This is a genomic window from Rosistilla oblonga (assembly GCF_007751715.1).
Taxonomy (GTDB): Bacteria; Planctomycetota; Planctomycetia; order Pirellulales; family Pirellulaceae; genus Rosistilla; species Rosistilla oblonga.
Genome location: NZ_CP036292.1, coordinates 6,832,835 through 6,856,564 on the forward strand (window position 1 = coordinate 6,832,835; position 23,730 = coordinate 6,856,564).

General features: G+C 59.5%; 17 protein-coding genes. 10 read left to right on the forward strand and 7 right to left on the reverse strand.

Annotation, left to right across the window (positions count from 1 at the left end):
• Positions 1-29: 29 nt before the first annotated feature.
• The 3 genes from CA51_RS24100 to CA51_RS24110 all read right to left on the reverse strand — a co-directional run bounded on the left by CA51_RS24100 (position 30) and on the right by CA51_RS24110 (position 3,702).
• The gene (locus tag CA51_RS24100; RefSeq protein ID WP_145123678.1) at positions 30-1,619 is read right to left on the reverse strand and encodes an efflux transporter outer membrane subunit; all 1,590 of its coding nucleotides are present in this window, start codon (positions 1,617-1,619) and stop codon (positions 30-32) included.
• Positions 1,620-1,870: 251 nt separating this feature from the next.
• The gene (locus tag CA51_RS24105) at positions 1,871-3,244 is read right to left on the reverse strand and encodes an HlyD family secretion protein (protein WP_145123679.1); all 1,374 of its coding nucleotides are present in this window, start codon (positions 3,242-3,244) and stop codon (positions 1,871-1,873) included.
• Between the two features lie 11 nt (positions 3,245-3,255).
• Positions 3,256-3,702: a DUF3302 domain-containing protein gene (locus tag CA51_RS24110; protein WP_261343042.1), complete on the reverse strand. Its 447-nt coding sequence runs from the start codon at positions 3,700-3,702 to the stop codon at positions 3,256-3,258.
• A gap of 412 nt (positions 3,703-4,114) precedes the next feature.
• On the opposite strand from CA51_RS24110, the gene CA51_RS24115 reads away from it, so the two are divergent.
• The 9 genes from CA51_RS24115 (at position 4,115) to CA51_RS24155 (ending at position 13,842) form a co-directional block, all read left to right on the forward strand.
• On the forward strand, positions 4,115-5,077 hold the full coding sequence (locus tag CA51_RS24115) for a YybH family protein (RefSeq protein WP_145123680.1): 963 nt from the start codon (positions 4,115-4,117) through the stop codon (positions 5,075-5,077).
• 89 nt (positions 5,078-5,166) lie between these two features.
• Positions 5,167-6,885 (forward strand): protocadherin, encoded by a 1,719-nt coding sequence (locus tag CA51_RS24120; RefSeq protein ID WP_231746242.1) that lies wholly within the window; start codon positions 5,167-5,169, stop codon positions 6,883-6,885.
• Between the two features lie 265 nt (positions 6,886-7,150).
• The gene (locus CA51_RS24125; protein ID WP_145123681.1) at positions 7,151-7,408 is read left to right on the forward strand and encodes a hypothetical protein; all 258 of its coding nucleotides are present in this window, start codon (positions 7,151-7,153) and stop codon (positions 7,406-7,408) included.
• Complete coding sequence (locus tag CA51_RS24130; protein ID WP_145123682.1) at positions 7,405-7,725, forward strand: type II toxin-antitoxin system RelE/ParE family toxin; 321 nt, start codon at positions 7,405-7,407, stop codon at positions 7,723-7,725. Before CA51_RS24125 ends, CA51_RS24130 begins: the two co-directional genes overlap by 4 nt.
• A 241-nt stretch (positions 7,726-7,966) precedes the next feature.
• Entirely contained in the window at positions 7,967-9,769 is a 1,803-nt protein-coding gene (locus CA51_RS24135) for a hypothetical protein (protein WP_145123683.1), read from the forward strand.
• A 249-nt stretch (positions 9,770-10,018) separates the two neighbouring features.
• Positions 10,019-10,933, forward strand: coding sequence for a cytochrome c biogenesis protein CcsA (ccsA, locus tag CA51_RS24140; RefSeq protein ID WP_145123684.1), 915 nt, complete (start codon positions 10,019-10,021; stop codon positions 10,931-10,933).
• Positions 10,930-12,210, forward strand: a complete 1,281-nt coding sequence (gene hemA, locus CA51_RS24145; RefSeq protein WP_145123685.1) for a glutamyl-tRNA reductase — start codon at positions 10,930-10,932, stop codon at positions 12,208-12,210. Before ccsA ends, hemA begins: the two co-directional genes overlap by 4 nt.
• Complete coding sequence (locus CA51_RS26435; RefSeq protein WP_276528598.1) at positions 12,203-13,474, forward strand: prepilin peptidase; 1,272 nt, start codon at positions 12,203-12,205, stop codon at positions 13,472-13,474. Before hemA ends, CA51_RS26435 begins: the two co-directional genes overlap by 8 nt.
• Positions 13,471-13,842, forward strand: coding sequence for a DUF971 domain-containing protein (locus tag CA51_RS24155; RefSeq protein ID WP_145123686.1), 372 nt, complete (start codon positions 13,471-13,473; stop codon positions 13,840-13,842). The genes CA51_RS26435 and CA51_RS24155 overlap by 4 nt, the downstream gene beginning before the upstream one ends.
• A gap of 50 nt (positions 13,843-13,892) precedes the next feature.
• Here the strand turns inward: CA51_RS24155 and CA51_RS24160 are convergent, their stop codons facing one another.
• Positions 13,893-14,561, reverse strand: coding sequence for a DUF5658 family protein (locus tag CA51_RS24160; protein WP_145123687.1), 669 nt, complete (start codon positions 14,559-14,561; stop codon positions 13,893-13,895).
• 408 nt (positions 14,562-14,969) lie between these two features.
• Here CA51_RS24160 and CA51_RS24165 point away from each other — a divergent pair, with 408 nt between their 5' ends.
• Positions 14,970-15,311, forward strand: a complete 342-nt coding sequence (locus CA51_RS24165; RefSeq protein ID WP_197451436.1) for a PadR family transcriptional regulator — start codon at positions 14,970-14,972, stop codon at positions 15,309-15,311.
• Between the two features lie 118 nt (positions 15,312-15,429).
• Here the strand turns inward: CA51_RS24165 and CA51_RS24170 are convergent, their stop codons facing one another.
• From CA51_RS24170 to CA51_RS24180, 3 genes are all read right to left on the reverse strand, one after another.
• Positions 15,430-17,883 carry a COG1361 family protein gene (locus CA51_RS24170; RefSeq protein WP_145123689.1) on the reverse strand — a complete coding sequence of 818 codons (2,454 nt, stop codon included), beginning with the start codon at positions 17,881-17,883 and terminating at the stop codon, positions 15,430-15,432.
• A gap of 274 nt (positions 17,884-18,157) precedes the next feature.
• Positions 18,158-19,609 carry a leucyl aminopeptidase gene (locus CA51_RS24175; RefSeq protein ID WP_145123690.1) on the reverse strand — a complete coding sequence of 484 codons (1,452 nt, stop codon included), beginning with the start codon at positions 19,607-19,609 and terminating at the stop codon, positions 18,158-18,160.
• Positions 19,610-19,941: 332 nt separating this feature from the next.
• On the reverse strand, positions 19,942-23,664 hold the full coding sequence (locus CA51_RS24180) for a COG1361 S-layer family protein (protein ID WP_145123691.1): 3,723 nt from the start codon (positions 23,662-23,664) through the stop codon (positions 19,942-19,944).
• Between the last annotated feature and the right edge of the window lie 66 nt (positions 23,665-23,730).

Consider the following 23,730-nt stretch of genomic DNA (forward strand, 5'->3'; position numbering starts at 1 on the left):
ACCAAAGCTTTTGTCATCGAATCTGTTTCCTATTCTGTCGTTATAAGCTCGGGAGCTTCTACCACAACGGAAGTCGCCGGCACTGTTTCAATCATCCCCACGGTCGCAATCGCAGGGTCGGACAATCGCAACTGCCAACCGCCGCCGAGCGATCGATAGACAGTGATCAACGCCAGGGCGACATCTCCCTGAGCCTGAGCTAACAAGTTCTGTTGCTGAACCAAAAACTGTTCCGCGACAAAGACCGAGGTGAAATCGATGACACCTGCGTTAAATTGATCGGTAGCCAACTTCACGGCGCGTTTGGCTGCCGTGACACTTGCCTCGAGTCGCTCGGCGGTCACCTTCGAGTTGACGTAATCGATGATGCCATTCTCCACCTCCCTCGCCGCTACCAGAACTTTCTGTTGGTAGACAGCCACCAATTCTTGCGTCTTGAATTCCTGCAGCCGGACGTTGTTCACGATCCGTCCGTAGTTCAGCACGTTCCAACTGAAGCCCGGCGTAATCTGGCCGATACCACTGCGCGGACCAAACAGGAGATCGAGATCCTTGGCTTGGTAACCGATGTCGCCGCTGATGAAAAACTGAGGATAGAAATCGGCTTCCGCGACACCGATCTGCGCATTCTGAGCCGCGATGTATCGCTCGGCTGCGCGAAGGTCAGGCCGGCGGCGAATCAGATCGGCCGGGATGCCGACGAGCACTTCGGGGGGCGATTCGGGGATAGGAGCCGTGCCGAGCATCTCTGCCAGATCGGTTGGCGGCATGCCGAGCAACAGACAAAGCTGGTTTTGCGAAACGCGAATCCCCGTTTCGATCGTCGGTTGCGTCGCTCGCAATTGTTCCAACAGCGAGTTGGCCTGGACCGTGCCTAGTTCGTTGGTCTGCCCCGACTTCCATCGCTCGGTGGCAATCTTGAGCGTCGATTCTTGCAGCGTGATGTTCTGCTGCACATACAAAAGTTGTTGCTGCAGGATTCGGTAGGTTACGTAGGTCGACGCGACGTCGCCGATCAGCGTCACCATCACGTTGTCGTAATCATCGACCGAGGCATCGACGACGTCATCGGTCGATTCAACGATGCGACGGATCTTGCCCCAGAAATCAATTTCCCACGACGCGCCAAACGTGGCACTCCACGTACTGAAGTGGCTCACCGGCGATGGCACGGCAACATTCTTACTCAACTGAGAACGAGTGAACGATCCGTCGATCGACTGGCTCTGTGGAAACAGGCTGCCAACGGCGATCCCTTTTTGGGCGCGGGCCTCGAGCACACGCGTTGCGGCAACTCGCAGGTTAACGTTCTGTTGGTACGCGGTAACGATCAATCCATCGAGAACAGGATCTTCGAAAACCGTCCACCAATCGCTGTAGTTCACCGAGCTGGTGTTAACGCCTTCGTGGTCGCTGTCGATCCACTGGTTTGCCAACGGGACCGGCGGGCGACGGTAGTCCGGCCCTACTTTGAAACCGTTGTCGACAAATTCTCGCAGCGGCGTCGAACAACCGCTCAAGAGCGTCAAACCGATAGCACAAACAACCACCAAAGACTGGGGCAGCGACCGGCGATCCAGCATCATCCTGAAACAGGAGCGTGACGTTAAAGCGTTCATCGCGAATCCATTGCGCACCAACACGGTCAGCTCCGCATCGTGCAAAGCACGCGACGGGTCATCCCAGTTATACAGGTCTGCCCCGTTTTACGGTTCCACCTTCGATGGTCGTATCGGTTGCTTGTCTTGGTCTGGTTGAGACCGATACTCAAGAACTACGCAACGCACCAGCGGCTGATGAGCTAGGAAAAGTTTGCCGCCGCAGAACCCGCTTAACCGCGCAGGCCAAGCCCAGTTTTGAGAACCTTGCGTTAACTTGGCATGATGTACAGAAGCCACTTCTGCATGCGGATGGCGACCTTGGAGATGATGTGAACCGGCTTGCCATGATCGGTATAAATGGCCACCGTCCCACCAGCACCAAGCGGCAGACTGGGGATCGTTTGGTCCTGATCCAACAGGATTTTCACAGCCAAGAAGCCATGAGAGCCAACCTGGGAAGCAAGCGGAACAGATTTGCTGGGGTCAAACTGGCCTTCGCCCGTCGCCGGAATCACTTGGTCCACCTTGCCTTTAAACAGTCGGCCGGGGAAGGGATTCAGAACCAATTCCACATCATCCCCGCTCTCGACGTTCATCAACCAGTTTTGTGGATACGAAGCGACGATAAACGTTTGTTCGGTGTTGATGAACGTTCCGGCAGCCGCCAACGGCACCGGGACCAACATCGTCCCCTCCTGCACCGTCCAGTTCACAACATAACCATCCGCAGGGGCCAACATTTTGCATTGCCCCAAATTGAACTGGGCGTCGCTGACCTGCGCCTCGGCGGCTTGAACCTTGCTTGCGGCGATCTTCACGCCGAGCATCGCCTGACTTTCCGAAGCGTCCGCCTGCTGTTGGACGGCTTGAGCGGCGACCAGTCCGGCTGCCGCTTGCTGCTCGGCCGCTTGGGATTGACTGAGTCCTGCTTCCGCTTGCAGCAGTGCCGCTTGAGCCTCGTTGACTCCGGTTTCCGCAGCTTGCAAGGCTGCGTCCGCTGCTTGACGACTCTGCACCGACTGAGTCACGCGGAGCGCGCTGATCGCTCCGGCGTCGGTCTTCTGCAGGTTCACGGCGATCTGTTCTTCGGTCTTCGCCAAATCGTCAGCCGCCTTGGCTTTGGTGACGCCCGCTTCCGCGCTGGCGATGCCCGCTTTGGCTCGTTTGATACTCGCCAACGCGTTGGAAACTACAGCCTTCGATTGACCGACGGCCGCGGTGGCTTGCTGCACGCCAGCCGCCGCGCTTGCCACACTCGCCTTGGCGACGTCCACTCCCGCCTCGGCTTGTTTGAGTCCCTCGCGGGCTGCCTGCAGCTGCGCCGTGGCTTGGTCGAGCGCGTTCTGATAAGGCGTCGGATTAATCTCCAACAGCAAGTCGCCCTTCTTCATCGGCACGTTGGCTTGGGCATGCACCTTCGCAACTTGCCCCTTCACATAAGGGACCAACTGGACAACGTATTGCGTCGTGACGACGCGCGGACTCACCGGAGCGGACAAAGTCCAGGCGACCGCTGGCCCACCGATCACAAAAATCCCCGCCACCAAAATCAAGGCGATTGGATAGGGATTCGGTTTGACCAACTTCATCTTGAAAAGCAGGACCACTACCGCCACGTAGATCGTCAACATAAAAGCAATCACGGCGTCATATCCTACTTGGCGTTGAGTTTATTGAGAGCAGCTTGCAAGGAATCGACCTGCGTCTGCATTTTTGCGAGCTGAGCTTGCCCGTCGCCGCTGGCGGACGATTGCGATTCCCGATCGGAATTCGCTCCGTTAGCTGCTGCGGAAAACGGTTTCAGATACGCCCAGATCATGGCGAACGGCCAGAGAATGCCGAGCGTAGCAACGCCCAGCCAACTGGCGACATTGATCGCCGCGGCCTGAGGATGATTGCGTTGCTTGGCGATCTGGCCCGGCAACTGGCCCAGGGTGACCACAACGATCACAACCGCCGCTAGCAGCACGCCAAATACAGCAAAGGCAAATATGTCGAAGACGTCGATTGTTCCGCTCCTAACGATGGAAGAATAGCTTCGCGTGCTCGGCCGATCCGTGTTTTCCGATGGCTCCCACGTCGAGCCTGATAATCTAACCAACGAACAAGTTTATAGCGAGCAGAAGCTTCCAACGCATTCGTCGCGATCGCTACGTCCCCACCCAGCGACAGGCCTCTGGCGGGTTGTAGCGATTCGAGTTGCGAGGTGCGCCGGCGCAAACGAGGGGCACGAGACCAAGTTTACCTGAGCGTACACCTGGTGTTGGGGAGCCCAAGCTTATCGGTGTTCGTATGTTGAAGCACCAACATTGGAAATGACCAGCCCGGAGTCGCCAATGCTGCCGATGGGGGCGCATTCGCGTCGCTACGTCTTGAGAGGGCGACGTGCCGCAAATGTGAGGCGCGTTAATTTTATCCCCAAATAGTGGAACAATGGCATTCCGTACCCTAAATTGCGATTGGCTTCGAATCCGATGTCGGAATGCCAACGTTGAAACAACGAGGACAACATCATGAATCACAGATTTCTGACCTTCATCGTGGTTGCGATGCTGGGTGCTATCCACTCAACCGCAGGCTTTGCCCAGCAGCCAGCGATCGCTCCGACGGGTCAGAAATCGGCAGCGCCGCCGACTCCCTCGGAGGCCGCGATTCGCGCCGAATCCGAAGCGTTTGTGGCCGCCTTCAACAAGGCAGACGCCAAAGCGATCGCGGCGTTTTGGACCGAGGAGGGTGAGTATATCGATGCCAGCGGCCGGCAGATGGTTGGACGCGAAGCGATCGAGCAAGACTACTCCGAGTTCTTTGCCGCGAACCCCAATGTGAAAATCCAAATCGCCATCGACTCGTTGCGGTTTCTTAGCGACAGCATCGCAATCGAAGATGGACGTGCAATTGTTGATCCGCTTCCCCAGGGGGCTCCCGGTGTCAGCAAATACACAGCGGTTCACACCAAGGTCGATGGAAAGTGGTTGATGGCGTCGGTGCGAGAAACGTGGATCGAGACGCCGATCACTCGCCAAAGCATGGCTGACTTCGAATGGCTGATTGGTGCCTGGGTCGCTGAAGAGCATGGAAACCAGTCTGAATCGGTCTACAGCTGGGTGGCCGACAAAAGCTTCGTCCAACGCACCTACACGACCACGCATGTCGATGGCACAAAGACCTCGGGAGTGCAATTGATCGGCTGGAATCCGGTTCAAGGACGTGTGCAGTCATGGAGTTTTAGTCCCGATGGCGGCCATGCTTCGGGGCTCTGGTCACCAAATGAACGCGGATGGACAGCCGAGATGATCGGAATGACCGGCGATGGAACACCGACGACGTCGCTCATCCGAATCGCACGGCTCGACGACAACGCATGCGTCTGGCAATCGGTTCAACGTACGCTCGGCGGAGTCGCCATCCCCGACACCGACGAGGTGGTCATCAAACGCCAAACGCCACCGGCCGCAAGCCAACCGACCGAACGCTAAATATCCCGTAGATGCTGAATACACTTTCGCCTATCAAAGAGATCCCCATGTACCAACAGCCGCTCCTTACCCTGCTGACGATAAGTTTGATGTTCTCATTGCCACTGGCTGATTGCTGGGGGCGCGGCCGAGGCGGCGGTGGCTTTGGCGGAGGGCATGGCGGCGGCTTCGGAGGTGGCGGTGGCGGCTTTGGCGGCGGTGGACATGGAGGTGCGGGTTTCGGTGGCGGCGGCTTCGGCGGAGGTGCTGGCTTTGGCGGCGGACATGCTGGAGGTGGACTCGGTGGCAGTGGACTCGGTGGCAGTGGACTCGGCGGCAGTGGACTCGGCGGCAGTGGACTCGGCGGCAGTGGACTCGGCGGCAGTGGACTCGGCGGCAGTGGACTGGGACGCGGCGGGCTAGGTGCTGATGGACTCGGCGGCAGTGGACTGGGTCGCGGCGGACTAGGTGGAAGCGGGCTTGGCGGCGGTGGTCTAGGGGCTGACGGGCTTGGCGGATCAGGATTAGGTCGCGGTGCGAGTGGCTTGGGTGGCCGCGGTGCTGGAGGGCAAGACGCTGGGAGCAATCGATTCTCCGCGCCAACTCGAAACCAACTCAGTGGATTTCTTGGCCTTCCATCCGACGACGGTCTACACAGCCTAAGCGGAAAGCCTGGTGACAACTTTGACGTTAAGCACGGTACGGCGGAAGGGCCGCGGGGAGGCAATGCAGCAGGTGTCGCGGTAACGGGCCCGCAAGGCAATACGGCAGGCCGCGCCGTAGGTGTGGGGCCCGATGGAGGCGTCGCCACAGCGGGTGGAGTGCGCGGTGCTGACGGTGGAGCGGCGGCGCGGGGCGCTGCAGTTGGACCCAATGGAGGAGTTGCGGCGGGCAGCGCGGCGCGAGGCCCCGACGGCGGTGCCGCAGCGCGAGGCGCTGCGGTTGGACCCAATGGAGGAGTTGCAGCGGGCAGTGCGGCGCGTGGTCCCGACGGCGGTGCGGCAGCGCGGGGCGCTGCGGTTGGACCCAACGGAAGAGTTGCAGCAGGCAGTGCGGTGCGAGGTCCCAACGGCGGTGCGGCAGCGCGGGGAGTCGTCGCCGGCCCAGCCGGTGCGGCAGCAGGATTTGCACGCGTAACCCCATCGAATCGCTACACGACAGCGGTCGGAGTTCGCACCAATTACAACCACTGGGACATCTACGGCGGACGATGGTATACCGATCATCCCGGAGCCTGGTTCGCGGCTGGATGGGCTACCGGCGCCGCTTGGCGAGCAGCCTCCTGGGCATCCGTCGGCGCATGGATGGATTACTATCCAACGACACCGGTGTATTACGACTACGGCAACAACATCACCTACGAAAACAACAATGTGTATGTTGATGGCCAGGACGCTGGAACGACCGAGCAGTATTACGCGCAGGCAACCGAGTTGGCGAAGTCGGGTGCCACAGCCAAGGCTCCGTCCGACGGCGACTGGTTGCCACTGGGAGTGTTCGCGCTGACCAAGAACCGTCAAACAAACGCGATCGTTACGATCCAACTGGCGGTGAATAAGCAAGGTGTGATTCGCGGGAACTACACCGACACCAAGACCGGTAAAACGATGGTGATCCAAGGTGCCGTTGACAAGAAAACTCAACAAGTTGCATTTACAGTTGGCGACAATCAATCGAACTTAATTGAGACCGGACTTTACAACTTGACGAAAGACGAAGCTCCCGCTTTGGTTCACATTGGGGATGGAAAAACGGAGCAGTATCTTCTCGTTCGGCTCAAGAACAAAGATCAGGATTCGGCAGACTCAGATAGTTCGCCAACATCCTAGTCTTCGCGCGGCAGCGGCTTGCGAGACCAAGGCAAATCCATTTTTCCAAAGTGCGATGTGCCCGGCAAAGCGATATCCGCTGGCCCACGACCGGCAGACTTTTTGAAAAGCGAGCAAAAAGCGGGGACAGTCCATATTCCTAGGTAGAGTGCTCCCCGCACCCGCCCAATAACACACAGTTCAGGGATGCCCCTTACGCCCCCAGGCCCTGAGTTATCACGGTTAGGAATGGCCTGCTTTCGCAAGTTTGTGGTATACTTCGGGCATGATAAAACTCTCGCGTGAATTGACCGAGCAGGCACTCCTGCATCCCAATGGCGTGCAATGTCAGGGTGACGGCGTTGACAAGACTTTCGTCATCATTGACGCAGAAGTCATGCTGCAGATGCGCGAAGCCATTTCACGCAACGACCACGCGGAAATCCAGGCCGGTATCAACGACATGGAAGCTGGTCGAATGCAGCCGGCCGAAGAAGCTCACCGTCACGGGCGGGAAGATTTGATTTCCCGCTTCAAGCAGTGAGTTTTTGGCTGAACGTCACGAATCAAGCTCGCGACGACATCACTCGCAACGCCAGTTGGTGGGCTGAAAACCATTCACTCGACGAAGCCTTGACGTGGTACGACTCCGTCTACGACCAGTTGAACGAATTGCTGGCGTTTCCGGAAAGCCACGGTCTGGCTGCCGAGAACGATGCATTTCCGTATGAGCTACGCGAAAAATTGGTCGGCGGGAAAAAGCGAACGTACCGGGCCATTTTCACAATCGAGGGTGCCGAGATTCGCGTTCTCACAATTCGACGTGCCGCGCAACGTGCGATCACTCCGGACGACGCTTGATTCATTCTCGTTCCAATTCCGCACGGATCCGAAACGCGTCGCATGAAGGGGGACTTCCACGGCTATTACCTGCGATTCCTTCGGAGGCATTTTGCGTCCCGGTCGATGGCGTGACGTGGACTGGGTCGGCGGGATAGAGACCATGCGTTATCATGCCCACTGACTGACCCGCGAGGTGGGGCCGCTCGATCGCTCTTTCCTCCGGCGTCCTGAGCCTCGGGCTTCAAATTAGAATAGCTTCATGAACGAAACCAACGAAATCGCACCGACCTCTGGACGTCCCGACCGCTTTGTCGCAGGAGTTCGTCGGGCGGCGTCGCGCGTGCTGGGGACCAGCCCAGTCGGCGAGCGGGTGCTCGAACTGTGCGATCGCTTCGAAGCTCAACGGGCTGCCATTCTGCAAACCCGAGCCCCCGATGCGATCATCGTCGGCGTGGTCGGTCCAACCGGGCAGGGGAAGACTTGGTTGGTCCGTCAGTTCATCGAAGATGCCAGCTTGCGACAGGCGTTGCCAAGTGGAGATCGAACCCGTGAAGCGACAGTCCGCATCGCCTGGGTCGGTCCCTATCCGCCGGCTGATATCAACGACCGCTACGAACGGTACCTGCACTGCGAAGCGGAGAAGATGTTTCCGCTGGGGGTCGAATATTTGATCCTCGACACGCCGGGAGCGACCGATCAAGATCCGCATGTCGTCGAGATCTCCAAGCAGACGCTGTCGCTGGCATCGGTGCAGATCCTTGTCGTCCGCCGCGATCAATTGCGGTCGCAGGTGGTCCACGATCTGGTCAACGCCAGCGAGGGGACTTTGGTGCTGCCGGTGATCAACATCGTCCGCCAACACGACGACAAACTCTCCAGCGACATCGACGCCTACTGCGCCGCGATCCACGCCGCCGCTCCGTCCTCGGAAATCCTGCCGCCGGTGATCGTACATGATTTCGATGTGGTCGACGACGAAGCAACGATCGCGCGCACGACGCGAGAAGCGATCGGGCACGCACTGCGGCCTCGGCTGGTCGAAGCGGGCGGGGCGGAACGGCGGCAACGAGCGCGACTGGCCGCCGCCGATCGCCGCTTCCGGCAATCGCTGCACGAGATGATCAGCGACGAGCTTCCCTACCTGGTCCGAGCTGTCGATCATCTGCACGAAGCCGCCGACCGACTGCCTGTCGATGTCGCGAACAGTCTCGTCGGCAGTGGCGGATCGCTGCGAGCGGGGATCCGTTCGCGGTTGCGACTGGCACTGCTGACCGATACCGCCGCGATCTGGTTTCCTTACAAGACGCTGATCGGACTGTTGAACCTCACCCACGGTGCCTGGGACCGATTGGTACTGAGCCTGTCGGGCAGCCTGCCCAGTTTGATCAGTTCGGCCTGGACGACGGCGACAAATGTCGGACAGATGCAATCGATGGAGGCGGAGATGCGGGGAGGCGTTCGCGAACGCTCGGCCGCTCTGGTTCGCGATCGCTTGGGCCCGTTGATCCGTTCGTTCCAGCAGGAACTTGGGCCGTTGAACGCCCAGGCGCCGCAAGCGATGGGGAACGAATCGCATCACGCTCACCTTCGCGGCATCGACCAACTGCAACATTCCTCGCAACAGATCTTGGAAGAAGAGATCGACCGCGGGGCGATCGGCGGCGCGACGGCTCAGCTGTTGGGGCTCGCCGGCACACTGATCTTTTGGGTACTGTTTGCCGGCCCCGTCGTGGGGCTGTACTCGAAATATTTCCGCGCTTCGTCCGCCGTGGCGACTGACCTACAAGACCACCTGGATCAATTCCCCGCACCCGAGTGGGCGATGCTGTTGACCAGTGTGCTGTTGTCGGTGATGCCGACGGCGGTCTATGCGATGTTGGTGATCACGATGACGCAGAGCAATCGGCGGGTGCAGAAGTGTGCCAGCAAGATTCAAGAGCGGCATTCGCAAGAGATCATCCGCTTGCAACGCGAAGGGGTGCTGCGGCTGGAATTGGACGATCCGATCCTGGCCGACGCGGAATTTTTGGTCCGCGCGGGGAAGCAGCGGGACACGGCGTAAACCAGCAAATGCCTGCGGAATGATCGACGAGTGTGCGGGTCGGCGCGCTCGCGTTGCCGCAACGTCGCCGCACTTCGGTTACCGCAAGCATCCCGGCCGGTCGAATCCCACCCCCGGTGCGACGTTTCATTCGGCGGATGCTATGATTACGGTAACCTTGGTCTTGTTTGCCAAGGCCCGCCTACCAAAGTGCTCGGAATCGCTCGACTCGATTCCGCGATCCGCACCGATCTGATTCGACAAACCTCCATGCAACACCTTTCCCAGATCACCGTCACCTGTTTTGTCGGCAGCTATATCGTAGCGCTGCTGCTGGAGATCACGCGCGGGATGTTCCGACTGCCGGGACGGATGGCTGGCGTGATCGGTTTCACAGCGGCGGGACTGTACACGCACGTCGCCTATCTGACGATGAGCGCCCGCCAGCAGATGGATGGTGCCCAGATGGGGCTGTTGGCCAGCTGGTACGACTGGACGCTGCTGCTGGCTCTTGGCGTGGCGATCTGTTACGCGATCCTGCTGCTGCGTCGTCCCGATTCAACGCTTGGATACTTCCTGCTGCCGCTGGTTCTCAGCCTGATCGGATTAGCTGGCGTGCTCCGCAACTCAGCTCCCTTTTCACGCGACGAAGCGACAGGTTTCTGGTTGAACATGCACGCCGGTTCGATGCTGTTGGTGACCGTCGCGGTCCTGCTGGGCTTCGTCGCCGGCGTCGTCTATCTGGTCCATTCGTATCGTTTGAAGCACAAGCGGTTGTCGTCGGCGGGGATGCGATTGCCGAGCCTGGAGTGGTTGCAAACGGTCAACCGCGTCTGCCTGCTGACCAGCACCTGCTTGATGGCGGTCGGATTGTTTGCCGGGATCGCGATGCATTTAAATCGCAGCGGCGAAATCGTCTGGACCAATCGCGGGATCGCGCTCTCGTGCGTGCTGTTCGCTTGGTTGGTGATCGCGACCCTCTTCGAAGCGCTCTACAAACCGGCTCGCCGCGGTCGCAAGATCGCCTACCTCACGCTGGCCAGTTTCGGATTCCTGGTGCTGGCGATGGCGGGATTGTTTACGTCCAACCATGGCGCGAGCGGAGAGCCGCCGGCCGGCAAGACGGAGGCGACCGCAGAAGCTACGCTGCCGGGCGTCAGTCCCGAGAAGGGAGGCGCGGTATGAAATTGCAAATGATCGGCTGCAGCCACCATCAAGCAAACGTCGAATTCCGCGAGCAGTTATCGTTCACCGGCGACCAGGCGCAAATCGCGTTGGATGCGTTTCGCGACAGGTTCCCCAAGACCGAAGCGGTGCTGTTGAGCACCTGCAATCGGGTTGAATTCTACACAGCGACCGATGACGACAGCGGAGTCGAACAGGCTCAATTCATCGACTTCCTGGCCGACCAACGCGGATTGGCTCAGGACCAATTGATGGAGCATTTGATCTGTCGCAACGGCAACGAAGCGATCGAGCACCTGTTCACCGTCGCCGCCAGCCTCGACAGCATGGTCGTCGGCGAACCCCAGATCTTGGCTCAGGTGAAGCAGGCCTATGAACTGGCCTGCACGCAGGGATCAGCAGGGCCGTTGACGCACTCGATCTTCCAGACCGCCAGCCGCGTCGCGAAGCGAGTCGCCAGCGAGACGGCGATCCACAAGAAGCGAGTCAGCATTCCCAGCGTGGCGGTCGGCGAGATCGCTGTCGAATTTTTCGAGCGGATGGACGACAAGCGAATCGTCCTGATCGGCGCTGGGGAAATGGGGCGAGAAACGCTGCAGTATCTGCGCGACAAGGGAGCTCGCGACGTGCGGTTGATCAATCGCCATCGCCAGCGAGCCGACGAAGCCGCCGCCGAACTGGGCGCTCGCAGCGCCGCTTGGGAAGATATGCACGAACTGTTGGCCGACGCCGACCTGGTCGTCAGCACGACCGCGGCGACCGAACCGATCATGGACGTGCAGCGTTTTGGCGCGATCCATCAAGCTCGCTACGGCCGGATGCTGTTGATCCTCGACCTCGCCGTTCCTCGCGACTTCGATCCCAAGATCGGTGAACTCTCGGGCGTCTACCTCTATTCGGTCGACGACCTGCAAGCCGCCTGCCATCGAAACCAGCGGGAACGCGAAAAGGAATGGCCCAAAGCGAAGCGGATCATCGAAGACGAGACGCGCGATTTTGTCACGGCGCTACACCACCGTGCGACCGGTCCGGTGATCAAACGATTGCGTGAACAAACCGAACAAGTCAAACAGGATGAGTTGGCAAGATTGATCGGGCGGCTAGAATCTGCCGGTGCCAGCGATGAGATTCGACGCGAAGTCACTCAAGCGTTCGATCGACTGGTCAACAAGATGTTGCATCCACCGATGGCTTCACTGAAAGACGACGTTGCCAGCGGCGGCAACCACGGCCTGTTGGATGCGTTGCGGAAACTGTTTCAATTAAACGATGAATAACCCCACCGCGATGCCTCGAAAACGCCGCCATCGCAGGAATCCCAACTGGCCATTAATCAGCGTCGTCGGCGGCCTGGCAGTCGCTGCTGTGTTGTACGTGATCGCAGCGGTCAGCCTGCACGGCCATCATCACCACAATACCAGCGACCTGGTCGTTCCGCGGTTGTTGGATCTGTTTGTCGTCGCTTGGTTCTTCTGGTTCGGTTCGTCGATCGGCAGTTTTTTAAACGTTGTCGCTTGGCGGATGCCACGCGGCCGTTCGATCAATGGATTTTCAGCCTGCCCGTTTTGCGCGGTCCCTATCCGGGCGTACGACAACGTCCCCGTCTTCGGATGGTTGAACCTTCGCGGCCGCTGTCGCGCGTGCCGGTTGCCGATCGCCGCTCGGTATCCGATCGTCGAAGCGTTGGTTGGAGTCTCGATCATGCTGGTCGGCCTGTTGGGGCTGTACAGCGGCGGCGAGAACCTTCCCTTCGCAGGTGCTCGCGGCGACGCTCACGGACCGTTGCGGATGCCACACATCACCGCAGAGATCATTGCGATCAACGTCTACCAGATCGCGATCTTAACGGGAGCCTGGGCCTTCGCGTTGGTCCGCGTCGACGGGTTTCGCTTGCCAGCAAGATTGGTGCAGTTCTTTCTAGCGCTGTCGATCGTGCCGATGCTCGCCTGGCCGCAACTGCAACAAGTTCCCTGGCAATTGCGCACGCAGCCGGGCGGCGACTACGACAGCCATCTTGTCGCGCTGTTCTACATCGTCACCGCCGTCGCCGCCGCCTGTGTGCTGGCGCGGATGATGGCTCGTTACGTCTGCCCGACCGCCGATCCCAAGCTCGATCCGTTGGGCAAGGATACGGCGCGGTTGATCGACCTGATCTTGATGCTAACGCTGCCGGGAATCGTACTCGGTTGGCACGCCTTGATCGCTGTCTGCGCCGTTTCGATCGTCGCAGCGATCCTGCTCCGCAACATCTTCCCATCGCGCGGCGGATACGAGTGGTTGATGGCAGTCATCCCCGCCGCGATGGCACTCCATCTTGCCTTCTGGCGGCCGCTGGCCCAGTTGGCGATGTGGCCCGCCCCGAATCATTCGCCAGCAGTCATCCTGGGCTGGTTGACCGCGGTGCTGCTGCTGGCCGCCGGACTACAAACCGCCGCACCGGAACCGATCGCCGCAGCGATCCCCACCGATTCCGATGGCGACAACACTGCCGATTCCGAAATGGATCCGGAACCGACCGACAACCAAAGGACTTCTGAATGAGCGCTCTGCCAAACGAGATCGCCCGCACCGCCGACGGGCTGCGAATCACATGGTCGGACGAATTGGTCACGCAATATAGCGCTCGACAATTGCGCGACGCCTGTCCCTGCGCCACCTGCCGCGAGAAGCGTCGCGACGCCGAACCAGCGGACGACGAGATCGACGACGCGGCGGAAACGTCGCCCAAGCCAAAACCAAAACCGATGACGCTGCCCGTGCTATCGCCGCAGGAGACTCGCCCGATCGCAGTCCTCGGAATGCGTCCGGTCGGCAACTACGCCTACAACATCGCGTTCAGCGACGGCCACGATTCGGGGCTGTTCACTTTCGACTTCTTACGCAAGCTGAAGAGTTCGGCGCAAGCCTGACCGCTGCGGTGCCGAGCAAGCGGCGACTCGAGACGCCCCGGCGAATTGGATCAGCGGATGACTCGCGACAGCAGGACGCCGCTGTAGACGACGACGGCAAAGACGATCGCCGTGCCAGCGATCAACAGGCGGCGGGCTTTGGTCAAATCGCGGACCGCGATCTGTTGGACCAAGATCACGACAAACGCGACCGAGCCCATCTTCAACGCGATCATGCCATCAAATCCCCACCGCTGCAAAAAGTAGTTGGCGATTGGATTTGTCTCGATCCCACCAAACTTCAGCAGCCCATATGTCATGAAAACATCGAGAAGATTTGCTAGCAGGAAATAGCTGATTTCACTTTGCAGGGGGAGCTCGCGGAAGAATGTTTGCCAGAGCAAGTGCTTGGGCATCTCCGGCGACGCCGCGGCAGGAGGCAGCTCCTGGATCGATCGTGGCGCGGCAGAACCCGGCGCCCGGCGGGCGTCCTTCGCTGGCGAATCGCGGAACGCCTGCGGTTGCGACTTGGCAGCGGCTGATGGCGCGGGAACGGTCGCCGCGGCAGCGCGACGCCGCAGGATTTGGTACGCCTGTTGGACCTGTTGAAAGTCCCAGGGATCGCTCCCCGGATCGGCTTGATAGCGGCTCTCTTTCTTTCGGTAGACAGCTTCGATCTGCGCGGCCGAAGCGGCTTCATCGACTCCCAAAACTCGGCAGGCCTGTTTGATAGCATCCACGCTTGCGGCCTCCTTTGAAACGACACCTATACGGAACAACACTACTCTATATGAAAACTAATTATAGTTTTTGCATTCGGATTCGACACGCGTCTACAATACGTTATCCTATGCCTCCGAGAGCTACAGGATGCTCGGGCGCAAACCACTCTTTCAGCGGTTAAACCCTACCTCTTCGGCGACTATCGCTGGTTACGGTTTGGCACTATGAATAACGATCGCTGATTAATGGAAACTAGGTAATAGGCTGCAACAGCCAATTGAATGCCTAGTTTTCCGGTGCACCTAGGTTGAACTTTCGACCACCATTTTAAGTAACAGTTTCCGTCGAGACGACTTTATAAAGTCGACACGCCCAAAAACGTTAAGTACGTTTCGATGGACATCAAACGCAATGAGGACATTCCGTTGTCAGACAATAATCCCCAATCGAACAGTCGCGTGTTGCGCGGCACGTTAAACATGTTGATCATGCGTGTCGTCAGAGACTCACCAACGCATGGCTATGGCATCATGAAACAGATCGAAGCCGAATCGGGCGACGTGCTGAAGCTGGAAGAGGGTTCGCTCTATCCCGCTCTGCATCGACTCGAGAAGGAAGGCCTGTTGACCAGCGAATGGCGTCAGAGCGAATCGAACCGCCGCGCCAAGTTCTACCATCTGACCCAGACCGGCAGCACGGCGTTGATCGCAGAGATCGCCAACTGGGACGTTGTCTCGGCAGCTGTCAATCGCGTCGTCCAAGCGTAGACGCGACTCGGGGGGCGCAAAAAAGCGTCACACAATAAGCGCAGGCCCCGTGCTGCGCTTATCGCATGACGCGTCGCTCGATCTGGCAAGCTGCTGACGCTTGCAGATTCGCGAGACCTTATTGGTCCGCGTAGACCATCGTGCTTTCTTCTTTGGTCACTGGCACTCGCGATTGCTCGCTGGTCAGGATCGCCTTCAGCACGTGTGTTCCCGTGGCAACACCCTTCACCGTGATGTGGAAGGTATGTTCGTCCTGTGCCGTCATCCGAGGCAGCGGAGCGAACGTGACGATTCCTCGTCCGTCGACCTGAGCCTGTTGATCGGATCGCACATATTCCATTCCCGGTGGAATCGCCAACTTCAATTGAACGTTGTTGTCTTCGCGTGATCCCGAGTTGGTGATCCGGATTGCGTAGGTCGTCAACGAACCGGTTTCGATCGGATCGTGATCGTCGTTTACGCTAAACGTGATCTCAGCCAACGTTTCGACGGTGATCGGTTTTTCGTTGCGAGCCTGGATTCCCAGATCAGCTTGTGCTTCCAAGCGGACCATCTGTTCGCCCGGTTCGATCGGCAGCAGCACCAATGGCACCTCGCCGATTTCGCCGACTGGCAGTTCCGCTAGACTCCAGAAGACCGCGTGTCGGGTAGCATCGTATTGCCCCTTGTATTCGGTGCTGACGAAGGAGAGCCCGCGATCCAAATAAGCGACGACGTCGACGTTGGTTGCCGAAGCGGTTCCGCTGTTGGCGATCCGCAGTTGATAAGTCGCTTGGCGTTCCAAGAACCGGCGAGTCGGACCGTCCATCTGAATCGCCAACTCGGGCGAGATGACTTCGATCGGCAGTTCGTTTTTCGCGACGACTTGGTCTTCGGAAATCAATTGGATGAAGTTGTTTGCGACACCCGGCTTGGCGGCTTTTAAGATCAACCGTTGGCGTCGCACCTGACCGGGCTGGATATCGCCCAACAAGTTATCCAACTGCTTCCCCTTGGGATGTTCCAATCCATCGGGAACGTCTTCCTGCAACACGACGCCATATGCGGTGCCGGTTCCGGGATTGGAGACTTCGATCTCGATCTCGACCTGTTGGCCGACAAGTACTTGTTCGGATGCGCGTTGCACGATCTTCAGTTCTGGACGGGTGCTGAGCGTTCGCACGCTGGCGGCCGCTTCGAAGCTCAATCGCGCCACGCTGCCGAGTTCGCCTTCGGCAACCGGCATCATTTGCAACGTGATCGTCCGTTCGCCGGCGGGTTCCAAGTCGCCAAATTCCCAGGTCATCAGCTTGCCCTGGATTTGCGGTTCGGGCGAAGCTTCGATCAGCTCCATCCCCTCGGGAATCGCATCGGTGACAACGACGTTTAACGCGTCGGAGACGCCGGTATTGCGAACCTGAATCGCCAGCGTCGCTTGCTTGCCGACGTTGATCTCTTCGGGAGCGCGTTTGTGGATCGTTACGCTAGGTGCCTGAGCTCCTTCCAACAGCCGGCTGCCCGGTTGAGCCAGGACGCTGCCTGGATCGACAGCTCGCTGCGACGGTTGCGAACTGCGAGCGGCTGGAGCGGCGGTGAAGGGAGCGGGAGTGGTTCGTGCAGTCGGAGCTGGCGTGGCGATCGCTTCGCGTGGAATCGCGGGAGCGGCGGCGGGTTGTGGTGCCATCGATCCGCTGGGATCGGCTGACATCGGCGCCGTGGCTGGAGCTGTCGATTGGCTCGGCGCGTTGAAGCCTGCGGAGGTCATCGAGGGAGCTGCAGCGGGAGCCGCGGCAGCCGCTTCGGTGCGGAAGGCGTTGGGCGAATCGACCAACGGGCCGCGTTGGATTCCCACGCCGCTCTGAGTCATGATCGATGAATCGGCAGCACTTGGCGCGGGAGCCGGGGCTGGTGCGGCTTCGGGCTGCGCCGCAGGAGCAGCTTGGCCTACACCTTCAAATGCCGAATCGGGCATCTGAATTGTTTGCGGCTGCGATGCGGCGGAGCTGTTGGTTTGTGGTGCGGCAGCGGGAGCTTCCAGATCGGCACTTGGAGCTGCAAAAGCTGACATCGCAGCTGGCGCCGCGGCGACTCCGGTTCCGATCTGCGGATCATCCGATTCACCGGCGTCGGTTGGCAGCGTCGCGGGCAGGTCGAAGCTGGGCGAATCCGGAGCGTCGGCGTTTGCTGGAGCGGGAGCGCTGAAACCTGGCGACGCAGGGGCGTCGAACTTTGGCGTTTCGCTGCTGTCCTGAATCACCGGCATCGAGAAACTTGGTGGCGCGGTGACAGCACCGCCATCCACCGGCTCCTGATGCGACGCCAACTGGATCGCCGGCGGCGCAGAGACGCTCGATTCGATCGGTGCCACGCCGCTGTCGCTGCCACGCACGATCTGCGTGTCCGGCGGCGCAGGCCACGAACTTCCCTCGAACCCATCGCCGTCGATTGGACGAGGCGGAGCCAATTGTTTTTTGAGATCGACAAACTCAAGAGAGCTAGTCGAGGAATAATCTTTTTGAGCCTGCGTGATCGCCATAACAGCTAGACCAACCACGCCGACCAACATGCCCAAACGGGTACCGAGCCGTTTCATTGTTCTCGAATCCTTTCACAAACAATGCGCCGATGTTGCGACTGAACCCCCTACCTATCAAATCCGGGCTGCTATCGATAGACCGATTGGCGAAGTTATCGCCAAGAGAGCGGAAGACGCGGCCAGCGTGCTAGCATTCGCGGTTCGCAGAAGTCCCCGCGGCGAGGTGAAAGGAGCTCGCGCGGGGATCGAGAAGGATTGTCGTCGGCGGTGCAGCTAGCGATTTGTCGGATCGCCAGCTGGCATACTCTGCCGCGCTGCGGCCGCTTCTTTATTAAGAAGCTTGTTCCAGCAGACGGACCAGAGTCCGAACCATCACGCCGGTTCCGCCGGCGTCGCGCCATTCTTTCGGAGAATCAGCAAACGCGGGTCCGGCGATGTCGATGTGCACCCAAGGGATGTCGCCAACAAAGGTCTCCAGGAATTTGGCGGCGGTGATAGAACCACCCCAACGCCCCTCGCCGATGTTTTTGATGTCGGCGACTTTGCTTTTGATCTGCTCGCCGTAGAAATCCCACATCGGCAGTTCCCAAACCTTCTCGTCCTCCAGTTCGGCAGCCTGCTTCACCTGGTCGCACCAAGGCGAATCGTTGGTCATCACCCCCGCCACGTCGATTCCCAACGCGACGAGACAAGCGCCGGTGAGAGTCGCCAGGTCGACGATGTTGCTTGGCTCCTGCTGCACCGCAACGTCCAGCGTATCGGCGAGCACCACGCGTCCCTCGGCATCGGTATTCAGGATCTCGACAGTCGTGCCGTTGCGAGTCTTGATCACGTCGCCCAACTTGTAGCTGCTGCCCGAAATCATATTTTCAGCCAACCCGACCAGGCCAACGACATTCTTCGCCAGCTTCAACTGCGAGATCGCAGCCATCGTTCCCAGGACAGTCGCCGCGCCCGCCATATCGCACTTCATATCTTTCATGCCGTCGCTCGGCTTGATCGATAGTCCACCGCTGTCGAACGTCACGCCCTTGCCCACGATTGCGATCGGGGCTTCATCGGCGGGGCCTCCGTTGTAGCGGAAGATCGCCAATCGCGGTTCGCGTTCGGAACCAGCCGATACGGCCAGGATCGCGTTGCAGTTTTCAGCTTCCAGTTTTTCTTTGTCCCAGGCTTCGACTTCGAATCCACACTGGCGGCCCAACCGCTGGGCTTCGGCAACAAAGCTCTCGGGATAGATTTTGTTTGGCGGTTCGTTGACCAAGCGTTTGGTGATGCAGATCCCTTCGCCAACCGCGGTTCCCGCTTGCACGATCGTTTCGCTGACACCAAACCAAGAGACGCGTCGCGGTTCGACCAAACCGATCTCGGCGCGATACAGATCCTGCCCGGGGATACCAGCAGCAGCGCCGGCGACGGCGGCTCGCGCCAGACTCTCATCCCAGCCTTCGGCAAATCCGATCAGCACATGTTGGCGTTTGCGATCGGCCAACAACCGCATCGCCGACGCGGCGGCGCGATACGCCTGCCCACAATTTCGGCTCGCCGGATCTCCGGTGCCGACGACAACGATCGATTCGAGCGGACCGGCATCGGGTGCGGCGAACAGCTTCACACCGATCGGAGCTCCCGGCCGCGATTCGCGAGCAACCACGCGGCCCAACCAACCGGAGAGGCGTTGATCCAGCAGTTGTCCCGCTTGATCGAGGTTCCCCTCGTCGTCGATTCCCACCACGATCGCATCGCAATCTTCCAACATTTCTTTAGCGGCAGCCATTTTCATCGTTATCTCCTCGTCGGTCATCTCGTCAATGAATTTGATTCATTAAGGGTAGCGATAGCGCTACCGCGGTGCGAAGGGTGGCGAGCAAAATCTAGGGTTGTTAAGTCCGAGGGAACCGGACGCTCGCATGCCGGCTGATAGTTCAAATGGAAACAACGATTTGCCCCGGGCAAAATCGAACCGAACGACAACAGCGTGAGAATCCGCGACCAATCCACCGGCTCCCTAGCGGCTTCTCACGCTGTCGTCTCGATCGGCCGATCGGCTGCGGTTCGATTCGATTCGAACTCACAGCCAAAGAACGTCCCACCGGCTCCACCTTCAAACGGCGATTATTGTCCCAATGACGATGCCAAGAAGCCGCGTTTGCTGAACAAACGCTCTTCGCCAAAGTTGAAGTTGACGCCCTGATCGCTAGGGCTGAAGTTGATCGATGCAAAGACATCGTCTTGAACGCTGGTTGGCAATGAAGGATTCGCCTCTTCCTCACCATCGTCGAAAGCACCCGGCTGCGTCTCGGCCAAGCGATACGTTCCCGCCGCCAGATTGTCGAACAAGTAGTCGCCGTTGCTGTCGGTCGTCTCGGTTCGATCGATGTCGTTGCCCATCAGATCGGTACCGGTCAGCGTGATCAGCACTCCTTCGATTCCAGTTTCGCCTGCGTCTCGCTGACCATTCCGGTTGGCGTCGAAGTAGACCGATCCACCCAAGGTGCCATCCATCGGATCGACAGTCGTCGTATCCGAAGCGGTATTGTTGGCGGTGTTGGTTTCGGTTTGCGTCGCCGAGACCGTGGCCGTATTGACGATCACTCCCGTCGTTCCGGTGGTAACAGTCGCCAGCACGGTGATCGTCGCCGATGCTCCCGCGGCCAGCGTGCCGATCGTTCCCGAGACGTTGTTCCCGGTATTGGTAACCGTTCCGACGGTGCTGGTGACCGAGGTCACGGTAACACCCGCGGGGAACGGATCCGAAAGCGTCACGCCCGTTGCCGTCGACGGCCCGGCGTTGGTGACAACGATCGTGTAGGTCAGCGTGCCACCCACGCCAACGGTTGTCGCCGAATCGGTCTTGGTGATCGACAGATCGATCTCGGGAGACAAGACAGTTGTTTCGGTGTCGGAGTTGTTGGTCGGATCGAGTTCGGTGCCGCTGGTTGTCGAAACCGAAGCGGTGTTGCTGAGCGTTCCGCTGGCGGCTGGATCGACGTTGACGGTGATGGTGAACGGCACCGAAGCTCCCGAAGCGAGCGACGGGATCGTGGCGGTGATCACCGATCCGTTGGCTGTCAGACCGTTCGAACCGCTGGCAAACGTAACGCCTGCTGGCAGAGTATCGGTCAGAGCGATCGAGGTCGCATCCGAGGGACCATCGTTGAAAACGGTGATCGTGTAGGTCAGGGTGCCGCCGGGAGTCGCCGGATCAGCCGAATCGCTTTTCTCAACACGCAGATCGAATTGCCGATCGACAGCGGTTGGTTCGCTGGCGGTGTTGTTCGCCGGCTCCGAATCGTTTTCGTTGGATGTCACGGTGGCCGTGTTGGTGAACGCCGCGGTGACCGACGAAGCGACGTCGACGGTCAACGTGATCGTCGCGGATTCTCCCGAAGCGAGATTGCCGAGGTTCGCCGTCACGATGCCGCCCGAGTTCGAAACCGAACCCTGCGTGGTCGTGTTGCTGACCAAGGTCAATCCGGTCGGCAAGGTATCGTTCAAGATCACGCCCGACGCATCCGAGGGCCCGTTGTTGGTGACGACCAACGTGTAGGTCATCTGATTTCCAGGAACCACCGGATCGACGCTATCTTGTTTTGTCACGGCCAGATCGACCGTGCGGCCGATCACCGTCTGTTCGGTCGCGGTATTGTTAGCGGTGTTCGTTTCGGTACCGTCGGACGTGACGGTGGCGGTATTGGTGATCGTGCCAGCCGCCGACGAAGCGACGTCGGTCGAAAGGGTGATCGTCGCCGAAGCACCACTTGCCAGCGAGCCCAACAGGCCCGTGATCGCGTTGCCAACGTTGCTGACGCTCCCCTGCGAAGCGGTCGCCGAGGACAAGGTCAATCCCGCCGGAAGCGTATCGTTGACGACGACGTTGGTCGCCAGCGAAGGTCCGTTGTTGGTGACGGTGATCACGTATTCCAACGTTCCACCGGCGGAGACGGCAGCCGCTTGATCGACTTTGGCGATCACCAGATCGACTTGCGTGTTGACGTCGGTCGGCGCTGTCGCAGTGTTGTTCGAAGGATCGTCGTCGGGCTGATCTCCCGAAACCGTAGCGGTATTGGTGATCTGCGTCGTCACGTCGGGATCGACGATCACGGCGATCACGATCGTCGCGTTGCCGCCGTTGGCGATGTCGCCCAGATCGACGGTCACGATGTTTCCATTGGTGCTCGAAGTGCCTTGGCTGGTCGTGATCGAATCGATCTGCACGTTGGCTGGCAGCGTATCGACAACGGTCACTCCAGTGGCATCAGCCGCACCGCTGTTGAGAACTGTCAGGGTGTAGGTCAGCGTATCGCCAGCGACAACCGGATCGGGCGAATCAGCTTTGGTGATCGACAGATCGGCGGAGGTGAAAAAGCCAAAGTCGACGGTCAGGTTGGTGTCCGGATCGGTATCGCCATCGTCGGTCGGTTCGGCGTTTAACGCCAACGCAACCGCCGTCGTGACAGCTCCCTGGCCAGCTAGCAGCACACCGTTGTCGTCGTTGTCGACGTCGTTGTTCGGATCGGGATTGCCGGGGCTGGACGAAAATCCAGCCAGCGTGTTCCCCGCCGAAAAATTGCTTTCGTCGACCTGAACGATGTAGCTGCCCGGAATCACGTTGGTGAACGTGTAGTTTCCGTTCACATCGGTCGACGTCGTGGCGACCTGTTGATCGGTTCCCGGCGTGAAATCACCGCTGCCATCGGTGTCGGCGTAGAGCGTTAGGTCGACATTGGCCAGTCCGACGTCGGTTCCGCTGTCGAAGCTGCTGTTGCCATTGAGATCGTTGAAGACCAGGTTGCCGAGCGTCAGCGGTTCGAACATCGCAAAGTTGGCGGTCTGGTTGGTCTGCCCCAACGTGCCGATCACTGCGACCTCGCTGTCGAACGCTGCCGAACCGGTGATCGAGACCCGAATCGCTCCCACGCTACTGAAGTCGGCACCGTTGCCGGTGGGAACAAAGTCGCTCAATCGCAGCAACAGTTCGTCCGACGCAGCTCCCAGCGGCGTCTGCGGCACGGTCGTCGAGATCGTCGAAAAATTAGCTGCATCGTCGAAGACGGTGACCGTAATCGGAACGCCCGAAACGTCCGCACCCAACATCATCTGCAAAAATTCAGCTCGGCCACTGTCGTCCAAGTTCGCGCCACCTAGGCCCGTCATATCGATGGCGCTGGAACCGTCGACACCGTCGTAAACGATCTCAAAACCGCCCAACGCGTTGCTCGGCGAGCTGTATAGAATCGTCCCCGCAACCGGATCGGTATCGAGGTTCACACGCAGACCCGCGGTGTAGGTCAGCAACAGATCGCGTTCCCCGCCCAGGATCGATGGGTCGGAAAAGAAGCTCTCGTCGGTTGGGGTCGCCGAAGTTGCCTCCAACGACTGCGAACCGGCCAAGAAGTTGTCGACCAACGTTCCCGAGGTGGCTCCCGAAGCATCCGCCGGTGTGATCGTGACTTGAACCGTGTTTTCACCACTGCGTTCGATGAATCCCGTGGGCAGAACGCGTTCGACGAAATAGGTTCCCGCGGTCAGGCGGTCAAAGGCATAATCGCCCGACGCGTCGGTAGTTTGGGTATCGATGAAGATATCGTCGCCGGCAGTTCCGCCGCCGGAAGAGCTGAGCACGCCGTCGCCACCATCGCGATACAGGTGCAGCGTCACCGCGGCGGTTGGCGGCAGATCGTCGCCGGTCAGCCCGTCGCCGGTCTGGTCGTTGTAGACCGTTCCAATCACGCCACCAAAATCGCTCGCCAAGGGGAGACGCGACTCCAACGCTTCGGCTCGCAATACGCGACGACGACGTTTGACTTGCTGTTTGCGGTTTCGATTCCAGAACATATCTATCGCCTTGTGATTCGTTTCTTGACTCTGGCGGCAATCTCGCCGCGACCGTCTATACGTTGC

Bases quoted from the DNA above. Each gene is read 5' to 3' on its own strand.
- CA51_RS24180 (WP_145123691.1), bottom strand. From the start codon at position 23,664: ATGTTCTGGAATCGAAACCGCAAACAGCAAGTCAAACGTCGTCGTCGC.
- CA51_RS24155 (WP_145123686.1), top strand. From the start codon at position 13,471: ATGAGCGCTCTGCCAAACGAGATCGCCCGCACCGCCGACGGGCTGCGA.
- CA51_RS24120 (WP_231746242.1), top strand. From the start codon at position 5,167: ATGTTCTCATTGCCACTGGCTGATTGCTGGGGGCGCGGCCGAGGCGGC.
- CA51_RS24125 (WP_145123681.1), top strand. From the start codon at position 7,151: ATGATAAAACTCTCGCGTGAATTGACCGAGCAGGCACTCCTGCATCCC.
- CA51_RS24170 (WP_145123689.1), bottom strand. From the start codon at position 17,883: ATGAAACGGCTCGGTACCCGTTTGGGCATGTTGGTCGGCGTGGTTGGT.
- hemA (WP_145123685.1), top strand. From the start codon at position 10,930: ATGAAATTGCAAATGATCGGCTGCAGCCACCATCAAGCAAACGTCGAA.
- ccsA (WP_145123684.1), top strand. From the start codon at position 10,019: ATGCAACACCTTTCCCAGATCACCGTCACCTGTTTTGTCGGCAGCTAT.
- CA51_RS24135 (WP_145123683.1), top strand. From the start codon at position 7,967: ATGAACGAAACCAACGAAATCGCACCGACCTCTGGACGTCCCGACCGC.
- CA51_RS24175 (WP_145123690.1), bottom strand. From the start codon at position 19,609: ATGAAAATGGCTGCCGCTAAAGAAATGTTGGAAGATTGCGATGCGATC.
- CA51_RS24115 (WP_145123680.1), top strand. From the start codon at position 4,115: ATGAATCACAGATTTCTGACCTTCATCGTGGTTGCGATGCTGGGTGCT.
- CA51_RS24100 (WP_145123678.1), bottom strand. From the start codon at position 1,619: ATGAACGCTTTAACGTCACGCTCCTGTTTCAGGATGATGCTGGATCGC.
- CA51_RS26435 (WP_276528598.1), top strand. From the start codon at position 12,203: ATGAATAACCCCACCGCGATGCCTCGAAAACGCCGCCATCGCAGGAAT.